The organism is Spirosoma soli, assembly GCF_042684525.1.
In the GTDB taxonomy this organism is placed as follows: Bacteria; Bacteroidota; Bacteroidia; order Cytophagales; family Spirosomataceae; genus Spirosoma; species Spirosoma soli.
Genome location: NZ_JBHULN010000011.1, coordinates 214,293 through 225,479 on the forward strand (window position 1 = coordinate 214,293; position 11,187 = coordinate 225,479).

General features: G+C 54.2%; 1 protein-coding gene. It reads left to right on the forward strand.

All coding sequences use genetic code 11. The features are described from left to right. Nucleotides 1-644: 644 nt before the first annotated feature. The coding region (locus ACFSUS_RS18540) for an SdrD B-like domain-containing protein (protein ID WP_381525222.1) at nucleotides 645-11,187 on the forward strand (10,543 nt) is incomplete at its 3' end.

An 11,187-nucleotide genomic window follows, 5' to 3' on the forward strand; every position in this document is an offset into this window, starting at 1 on the left:
TTCCTTAAAAATCAATTAAGTCAGTTGTTAGGTTACGCAGAGGTTAGCAAAATCTGTTGGATACCAGGTCGTGTCATATAATATGCAATATGAAGTACATTGATTTATATGTTTGGCATGGTATTAGATAAAGGCGAATAACAGCTATTGATAGATTAGCTATAAAGAAAAATGATGCAGAAAGTGCAGCACTGCTAATACTAACCTGAAAATTTATAATACTATAAAGGCTATACTATAAATTTAAAACAACCTTTATAATCTATAAAAGCTAAAAATAATGCCTTCTATTTTAAATTAAACTGCTTCAGTTAACTAATTCTTTTATTTCATTTTCTATTAAGAATGTATAGGTAACTACTTAATAGTCAGCTATTTGTGTAGATGTATATCAACGATGAGGGTCAGCTATTCTTAGGCAAGTAGCTGACCCTCATTATTAGTAGGGTACATACGGTGGTCTGAGTATCGCCAAAATTTTCATACGTAATTCTTATTTGGCATTGCAAGCTGGCATTCTCTTTGATTACTCATTGACCAGGCAATAATAAAGAGCAAGCAAAAGTGTGTCAACTCGGCTAAGCCCGCTTCTGGGTAGTCTGGTGGACACGACTGTTTTCTCCTCAACCTTATTTCTTCTGCGTATGGTAAAGAACCTTTACCCCATTGTATATAGTCTGCTTTCGTATCTCTGGAAGGGAGAGTCCAACAGGTTATATAGGAACGGTGTTTCCTTACTCATTTTGTTGATGCTGGGCGGTAACGCAGTGGCCCAGATATCAGGAACAGTCTACCGTGATTTCAACAATGACGGCGTTCGCAGCTTCACGGCTACCTCTCCATTAGATGGAGAAATTGGCGTAGGGGGCGTAACGGTGACTGTTTATAGTGGTACCGCTGTGGTGGCTACTACTACAACCAGTTCCGCTTCAGCTACTGCGGGGCAGTTTAGTATATCTACTTCCGCAACAGGACCCTTCCGGGTTGTATTCACTAACTTGCCTGCGGGTTATTTCGCCGGCAGAGTAGGTACAAATAGTGGTACTACCGTTCAGTTTGCCCCCGATAACACAACCGCCAACCTGAATCTGGGCATTAACTACCCTTCAGATTATTGTCAGGCCTCGCCTAATTTTATAGTCCCGTGCTATGTCAATGGAGACCCACAAAGTACGACTGCTACCAGCACAACGGCAGCTGCTAATCAGCCCGTGCTAGTCACATTACCTTACAGTGCGACAAGTGGTAATGGTAATGCTCCTTCTGAAGTATCGCTTGCCCAGAATAGTCAACTAGGTGCTGTTTACGGGGTCGCTTACCAACGAGCAACTAAATACGTATTTACGTCCGCTTTTGTGAAGCGCCATTCCGGACTTGGCACAGGCGGGCCGGGAGCTATTTATATAACGAAGCCGACGGGTACTACACTATTCGCGACGATTCCCAATGTGGGTACTGTAGCTTCGAACTCAGCTCGGGGACTTCCAGGGGCTATTAATGCGCAGAACCGGGACGTATCCGTTTTCGGGCAGGTAGGTAAAACGGGCCTGGGCGATATGGAAATCTCTGAGGACGGTACAGAGTTATATGTCGTGAACCTGTTTAATAATCAATTATATAGAGTTCCCATCTTAAACGCTAATACGGCCAACCCTACTGCTGGTACTCCCGTTGCTATAGCCATACCAACACCAACACAAACAGCAGGAAGTGTCTTCCGGTCTTTCGGCTTAAAATATTATCGGGGCCGGGTATACGTCGGTGGTGTTACAACCAACGAGGCTGTCTCTACTACGGTTGTGCAGAGCGCTGCTGGTAGCTCAACTTCTTCCCCCGACTTAATTACACGCAGTAGAGCCGGTATGTTAGCGGCTGTATATGAATACAATCCGGAAACGGGCGCGTTTAATAGCTCGCCCGTACTGTCATTCCCATTAACGTATACGCGGGGAGCAGTCAATAATGATAAAACGGGTATAGACCGGACCACCCTATGGTACCCCTGGACGGATGTACAGCCAGGAACAGGTAACTTACCCAACCGATTCGTTCGGGCCGACCTGGCTAACTGTAGTTACCCGCAACCCTGGTTCGCTGGTATTGAATTCGATGTCGATGGATCGATGATTATTAGCATCCGCGACCGCTTCGGTGATCAATACGGCAACAACAACCTGGGCACAGATCTGTCCAGCAATCAGCTTTATCGGGCCATCGCTCCGGGCGATATTCTGCGGGCGGGCCGGTGCAATCCGGCTACGAACGTATGGACGCTTGAGAGCAACGCCAGTGTTTGCGGTGGTGCTCCGACAGCTGGCGCTAATAATGGACAAGGACCAGGGAACGGCGAATATTATTTTAGTGACGCTATTGCACCCGGGGATCTTATCAATGGAGTTGTGAGGCCATACCACGCCGAAATGAGCGAAGGTGGATTGGCCATGCTGCCTGGTAGTGGTGAAGTAGCGTCTATTGTATTAGACCCTACCACTAATATTGATGCGGGTGGTATCCGTCGTTTCAACAACGCGGATGGTAGCGGTAGTGTCGCAACCAGTGTGCAGATTTACCAAAGTAGTAACGTGGCTACCTATGGTAAAGCTAATGGCTTGGGCGATCTCGAGTTAAATTGCGACGTTCCGCCCATTGAGATCGGGAACCGTCTGTTCAATGACGGTGATTTCCTGACGGCTGATGGTATTCAGGGTAATAACCAGATACAATCGAACGTATCTGGTGCCACTGTCCTGCTTTACCGCGTTGGTAACGCAACGCCAGTGGCATCAACCACCACCAATTCAAATGGTGAGTATTACTTTAATAATACGAACGTAACAGGTGGCTTGCTGCCCAATACGGCGTACGAAATCCGGGTTGCTCTCAACCAGTTCGCTACCCCAACGACCGTCACCCGGGCTAATATTGGTACCGATGATCTGAGCGATAGCGACGGTTTACTCCAGACGATCTCGGGAGTAGCAACGGCTGTTGTATCGTTGACGACCGGTGACTATGGCGAAAATAACCATAGCTACGATATTGGCTTTATTCGCGCTCCAGCCACCATCGGCGATTTTGTGTTTGAAGACCTCAATCGCAATGGTATTCAGGATACGGGCGAACCAGGTTTAGCCGGTGTAACGGTGCAACTGCTCGATGCCAATGGTAACCCCGTAGCCGGAGTTGCTTCGGTAACGACCACGGCAACGGGCTTTTATAGCTTCACCGGCCTGACACCCGCCACGCCATACATTATCGCTTTCACGCAGCCCACTGGTTATACCGCTACGTTGGCTGATCAGGGGGCAAATGATGCGATTGATAGCGACGTTAACCCAACCACGGGCCGTACTATCAGCTATACCGTGGCTTCTGGCGCCAGCCTGACCACGGTCGACGCTGGTTTTTACCGGTCGGCCAGCATTGGTGATCGGGTCTTTGTTGATGCCAACCGCAACGGTATTCAGGATGCGGGTGAATTGGGGCTGGCCGGTGTACCCGTGCAGTTGCTCACCGGCGCTAATACCGTTGTTGCTAGTACGACCACCAACGCGAGTGGTATCTATAGCTTCACGGGTTTAACTCCTGCTGTGTCGTATAGTGTTGTCTTCGGGCGCCCAAGTAGTTATTTGTCTACCTCGGCGAACGTAGGGGCCAATGATGCCGTTGATTCTGATGCTGACCCAATTACCGGCCGCACCATTGGCTACACCTTAACCTCGGGCCAAAGCTTAACTACGGTCGATGCCGGATTCTATCTGCTAAATTATGACCTGGCACTGCGCAAAACGGTGTTAAGTCAACCTGCACCACTCCTGCCGCTGTCTAATGTGACTTTCCGGATTGAAGTATTTAATCAGGGCGAGTTACCGGCCAGTGGTATTGTCGTAACCGATTATGTTCCAGCCGGATTTGTCTTTGCCCAGGCATCAAACCCTGGGTGGTCCACAGGCCCCAATCCAACATTCCCGATCTCGGGTACCATATCACCGGGTGCCAGCACGACTATAAGTATTGTTTTGCAGGTGGGAGCGCTCTCGGGTGGACAGAGTCTGACCAATGCGGCCGAAATCAGTACCGACGATGGTAATGACCTGGATTCGACACCGGATAACATAGCAAATAATGACGGTACGGTAACCGATGACGCGATTGCCAATCAGAACGGCGATCAGGACGACCATGACATCGCCGTTGTTAATGCACTGGCATTTGCTTCGTTAGGCGACTTCGTCTTTGAAGATCTGAATGCAAACGGGGTTCAGGATGCCGGTGACGTAGGTATTAATGGTGTGACGGTACAGTTGTTGACGGGAACAACTAGTGTAACGGTAATAAATACGACCACCACCAACGCCAGTGGTCTTTATAGCTTCACCGGTCTGACGCCGGGCGTATCGTATAGCGTTGCGTTTGGTCGGCCAAGCGGTTATTCGGCTACAGTAGCGAATGCCGGAGGTAATGATGGTACCGACAGCGATGCTGATCCGGTCACGGGCCGCACGGGAGCCTACGTTCTGGCTGCCGGAGAAAATAACACAACCGTAGATGCTGGCTTTTACCGGACAGCCAGCTTAGGTGATTTCGTCTTTGCTGATAATAACCGTAATGGCATACAGGATACGGGTGAACCGGGAATTCCGGGGGTAACGGTCCAATTGCTGACAGGAACTAATACCGTCGTGGCCAGTACGACCACCAACGCGAGTGGTAGCTATAGCTTTACCGGCCTGACGCCGGGTGTTTCTTATAGCGTTGTCTTCACTCGTCCGGCTGGCTACACGAGTGTTGTCGCTGATCAGGGCGGTAACGATCTCACCGACAGTGACGCTGATCCTACCACTGGTCGTACAGGTAGCTATACGCTGGCTTCCAACGGAAGTAATCTCACGGTCGATGCCGGATTCTCGTGTATTCCCCCGGTCGTGACAGCCACGGGTGGGGCATTATCATGTACGCTGACCACTGTACAGTTACAAGCTACCTCCAGCATTACGCCATCGACGTTTGCCTGGACCGGACCGGGTGGTTTTACCAGTACATTGCAAAATCCGACGGTGGGTGTTGCCGGAACGTATACAGTAGTCGTTACCAGCAATGCGGGCTGTTCGGCAACGGCCGTTGCCACAGCCATCGTTACCCAGAACGTTACGTTGCCAGGGGGCGTAGCCGCTAGTAACACGGGCCCGTTAACCTGTACCTTAACCACGGCCGTCATTAGTGGAACCTCCACCACCGCTGGGGTAACCTACCGCTGGGTGGGTCCAAATGGCTTCACCTCTACGGCGCAGAGCTTCTCAACCAGCATCGCTGGTACATACTCGCTAACGGTAACGGGGCCAAATGGTTGTACCAACACCGCGAGCACAACTCTCCAACAAGACATTGTTGCCCCTACCAAGACGGCAACCAACACGGGTCCCTTGACCTGTACGCTCACGACGGTGACCGTTAGCGCATCCTCGACCGAACAGGTAACGTATCGTTGGTCGGGTCCGGGCAGCTTCACGACGACGGCTCAAAGCTTCTCAACCAGCATCGCTGGTACGTACTCAGTGACGGTGACGGCAGCCAACGGTTGTACGGCTACTACTACGACCGATGTTCAGCAGAACTTGACCGCACCAACCCTGTCAGCCAATAACACGGGTCCGTTGACCTGTACGCTGACCAGTGTAACCGTGAGCGCAACGGCTAACGAAGCCGTTACTTATCGTTGGACGGGTCCAGGCAACTTTACCTCCACGGCGCAGAGCTTTACGACCAGCGTTGCGGGCATCTATTCGGTAACGGCAACGTCGGCGAATGGTTGTACGGCCGTAACGACGACGACTGTTCAACAGAACGCAGTAGCTCCGACTGTGACGGCGAGCAACTCGGGCCCATTAAGCTGTACGTTAACAAATGTAACGGTCAGTGCGGCCGCGAGTGCGGGAGTAAGTTACTTATGGAGCAATGGTCAGACGACGGCCAGCTTCTCGACCAGCATTGCCGGTACCTACTCGGTAACGGTGACCTCGGCCAACGGCTGTACGGCCACGGCCAGCACGACGGTTATTCAGAACATCACCCCGCCAGCGGGTGTAGCGGCCAGTAACACGGGTCCCTTGACCTGTACGCTCACGACGGCTACGGTCAGCGTCAGCTCAACGACAGCTGGGGTAACCTACCGTTGGGTAGGCCCAGGTGGCTTCACCTCCACGGCGCAAAGCTTCAACACCAGCGTAGCTGGTCTGTATTCAGTAACGGTAACTTCGGCCAACGGCTGTACGGCTACGGCCAGCACAGCCCTGGGTCAGGACATCACCCCACCAGCGGGTGTGACTGCCACCAACAACGGCCCACTAACCTGTGCTCAGCCAACAGCAACGGTCAGCGCCAGCTCGACCACGGCCGGGGTAAGTTACTTATGGAGCAATGGTCAGACGACGGCCAGCTTCTCAACCAGCATTGCCGGTACCTACTCGGTAACGGTGACCTCGGCCAACGGCTGTACGGCCACGGCCAGCACGACGGTTATTCAGAACATCACCCCGCCAGCGGGTGTAGCGGCCAGTAACACGGGTCCCTTGACCTGTACGCTCACGACGGCTACGGTCAGCGTCAGCTCAACGACAGCTGGGGTAACCTACCGTTGGGTAGGCCCAGGTGGCTTCACCTCCACGGCGCAAAGCTTCAACACCAGCGTAGCTGGTCTGTATTCAGTAACGGTAACTTCGGCCAACGGCTGTACGGCTACGGCCAGCACAGCCCTGGGTCAGGACATCACCCCACCAGCGGGTGTGACTGCCACCAACAACGGCCCACTAACCTGTGCTCAGCCAACAGCAACGGTCAGCGCCAGCTCGACCACGGCCGGGGTAAGTTACTTATGGAGCAATGGTCAGACGACGGCCAGCTTCTCAACCAGCATTGCCGGTACCTACTCGGTAACGGTGACCTCGGCCAACGGCTGTACGGCCACGGCCAGCACGACGGTTATTCAGAACATCACCCCACCGGCTGACGTTGTCGCCAGCAACAATGGTCCGTTAACCTGTACCTTGACGACAGCTACGGTCGGTGTAAGCACCTCAACATCAGGCGTCACTTACAGCTGGGTGGGTCCGGGTGGCTTCACCTCCACGGCACAAAGCTTCAACACCAGCGTAGCCGGTCTGTATTCAGTAACGGTAACTTCGGCCAATGGCTGTACAGCTACGGCCAGCACGACGGTTATTCAGAACATCGCCCCGCCGACGGGTGTAGCCGCCAGCAATACGGGGCCCCTAACTTGTACTTTAGTGACGGTGACGGTGAGTGCTTCCAGCACGACGGCCGGGGTAACGTATCGGTGGGCAGGACCGGGTGGCTTTGTCTCGACCGCCCAGAGCTTCCCCACTAGTATTGCGGGCGTTTACTCCGTAACGGTGACAAACCCCGTTAACGGTTGTACCACAACGGCAACAACAACGGTTATTCAAAATACTACCCCACCAGCGGGTGTCCTAGCCAGCAATACGGGTCCGCTGACCTGTACACAAACCACGGCTACCGTGAGTGTGACGACCACAACGGCTGGTGCTACGTATCGATGGGCCGGTCCGGGTGGCTTTACCAGTACAGCAGCTAGTTTCTCAACCAGCGTAGCTGGCACTTACTCAGTGACGGTCACGGCACCGAATGGCTGTACCACCAGCAGCAGCACTACGCTGCAGCAGAACGTGACGGCTCCGACTGTGACGGCCACAAACACCGGTCCGTTGACCTGTACCCTCACCAGTGTCAGTGTGAGTGCCACGGCTAATGAGGCTGTATCCTACCGCTGGAGCACAGGAGCAACGACGGCCAGTATCTCCGTTAGTGTAGCCGGCACTTATTCGGTTACGGTCACCAATGCCAACGGCTGCACAGCGACTACCAGTTCAACAGTTCAGCAGAACCTGGAAGCACCGACCTTGACGGCCACGAACACCGGTCCGCTCACCTGCACCCTTACCAGTGTCAGTGTGAGTGCTACGGCCAATGAAGCTGTATCCTACCGCTGGAACATCGGCGTAAATACGGCTAGCTTCACAACGAGTATTGCTGGCTTGTATTCAGTGACGGCAACGTCGGCCAACGGCTGTACGGCTGTGGCAACGACCACGGTTCAGCAAGATCTCTCGGTACCAACGGTAACGGCTTCCAACACGGGTCCCTTGACCTGTACCCTCACCTCAGTAACTGTGAGCGCCAATAGCACACCCGGCGTCACGTATCGGTGGAGCAATGGTCAGACGACGGCCAGCTTCTCGACCAGCATCGCTGGTACCTACTCGGTAACGGTGACTTCGGCCAACGGCTGTACCGCCACCGCCAGCACGACAGTTGGCCAGGATACTACCCCGCCAGCGGGTGTGGTGGCCAGCAATAATGGGCCGTTAAACTGCGCGCAGGCCACCGCTACAGTGAGCGTAACCTCGTCTACGGCTGGAGTACTCTATAGCTGGACGGGTCCAGGCGGCTTTACTGCCACCGCACAAAGCTTTACGACTAACATCGCCGGTACGTATTCAGTCACGGCAACGGCAGCCAATGGCTGTACCACTGTGGCTTCGACCAACGTAATTCAGAACACGACGCCACTGGCGGGTGTAGCGGCCAGCAACACGGGTCCCTTGACCTGTACCTTAGTAACGGCAACGGTAAGTGCCACCAGCACTACACCCGGCGTCACTTATAGCTGGACGGGTCCAGGCGGCTTTACCTCCACGGCGCAAAGCTTCACCACCAGCATAGCCGGTACCTATCAGGTAACGGTATCAGGACCCAATGGATGCGCTCCTGCCTTAGTCGCCACAACTGTCGGCCAGGATGTTACCCCACCGGCGGGCGTAGCGGCTAGCAATACAGGTCCGCTAAGCTGCACCCTGAGCAACGTAACAGTGAGTGCCTCTAGCTCCACTCCAGGAGTAACCTACCGCTGGGTAGGTCCCGGCGGATTTGTATCAACGTCTCAGAGTTTCGCAACGGCTGCGGCTGGCTTGTACTCAGTCACAGTAACTAGCCCGAATGGTTGTACGGCCGGAGCTACTACCACAGTTGGTCAGGATAACACGGGTATTCAGAATATAACGATCAGCAACACGGGTCCGCTGAACTGTACACTGACAACGGTAACCGTAAATGCCAGCACTTCTACTCCGGGGGTAACTTACCGCTGGGTGGGTCCAAATGGCTTCACTTCGCAGGTGCCTAGTTTTGCCACCAGCACAGCTGGTACCTATTCGTTAACATTGTCGGCTCCCAACGGCTGCACGGCGGCTACGTCAACTACAGTTCTCCAGGATATTGCCGTCCCGGCGGGTGTCCTGGCCAGCAACACGGGTCCGCTAACCTGTACACAAACCACGGCTACCGTGAGTGTGACGACTACTACGGCCGGTACCACCTATCGCTGGGTTGGACCGGGTGGGTTCACTTCGACGGCTGCCAGCTTTACGACAGGCACGGCTGGTACGTATTCGGTCACACTGACGGGTACCAACGGCTGTACCGCCACCGCCAGCACTGTACTGGGTCAGGACATCGCCCCGCCAGCCGGGGTAGTGGCCAGCAACACGGGTCCGCTGACCTGTACACAAACTACGGCAACGGTAAGTGCCACCAGCACTACTGCGGGCGTTATTTATAGCTGGGTTGGACCAGGAGGCTTTGCTTCCTCGGCGCAGAGCTTCGCTACCAGTGTGCCAGGGACGTACTCAGTCACCATAACAAACACAGCCAATGGCTGTACAACTACAGCTTCGACCACTGTTGGGCAGAATGTTACGCCACCGGCTGGAGTAACAGCCACGAACAATGGGCCATTATCCTGTACACTGACGACGGTGACAGTAAGCGCTTCCAGTACGACACCGGGGGTTACCTATCGATGGGCCGGTCCGGGGGGCTTTACCTCAACGGCGGCTAGTTTCTCCACTAACGTGGCGGGTTTGTATTCGGTGACAATTACATCGGCGAATGGCTGTACAGCCGTAACAACGACTACGGTTCAGCAGAACCTGACGGCTCCGACTGTGACGGCCACGAACACCGGTCCGTTGACCTGTACGCTCACTACCGCGACGGTGAGTGCCACGGTAACGGCTGCTGGACCAGTGACCTATCTGTGGAGCAACGGACAAACGACGGCCAGCTTCTCAACCAGCCTCGCCGGTACCTACTCGGTAACGGTGACTTCGGCCAATGGCTGTACGGCTACCGCCAGCACGACCATTCAGATCGACCAGGCTTCACCGACGGTAACAGCGAGCAACACGGGTCCGCTGACTTGTACACTCACCAGTGTCAATGTAAGTGCTACCACGAATGAGTTTGTGACGTATTTGTGGAGTAACGGCCAGACGACGGCCAGCTTCTCAACCAGCATCGCCGGTACCTACTCGGTGACGGTGACTTCGGCCAACGGTTGTACGGCCATCGCCAGTACGACCGTCCAGCAGAATGTTGATGCGCCTAGCGCAACGATTGGAAATACGAGCCCACTAAGCTGTACGCAAACGACGGTAACGCTGACGGAAATTTCTAATGTACCCGTTACGTATCGCTGGAGCACAGGGGCAACCACGGCTTCTATCTCGGTAAGTGTGGCCGGTCCGTACTCAGTGACGGTGACAGCAGCCAATGGTTGTACCGCAGTGGCTACAACCAACGTGGTGAGCGATACAGCGGTGCCAACCGTAACCGCAACTGTGAGCAATACGCTGACAGTAAACCAACCGACGGCGACCATCTCGACGGTGGCCACCCTGGGTGTAAGCTATTTGTGGAATACCGGCGCGACCACGCCAAGCATCTCAGTGAGTGCCGCGGGTACCTACTCAGTGACAGTGACGGCCCCCAACGGCTGTACGGCTGCCACGACCGCGACGGTCGTCAGCGATACAGCAGCACCGACGGTAACGGCCAGCGTGAGCAACACCTTGACCTGTGCGCAAACAACAGCGACAATTTCAACAACGGCTAATCCGGTTGCAACGTATCTATGGAATACCGGCGCAAATACGGCGAGCATTGTCGTAAGCGTAGCGGGTACGTATTCGGTAACGGTGACGGCACCTAACGGGGCTACCGCTGCCACGACCGCCACGGTGGTCAGCAATACGGTCGTGCCCACGGTAACGGCTTCGGTGAGCAACACGCTGACCTGTACTCAGCCCACGG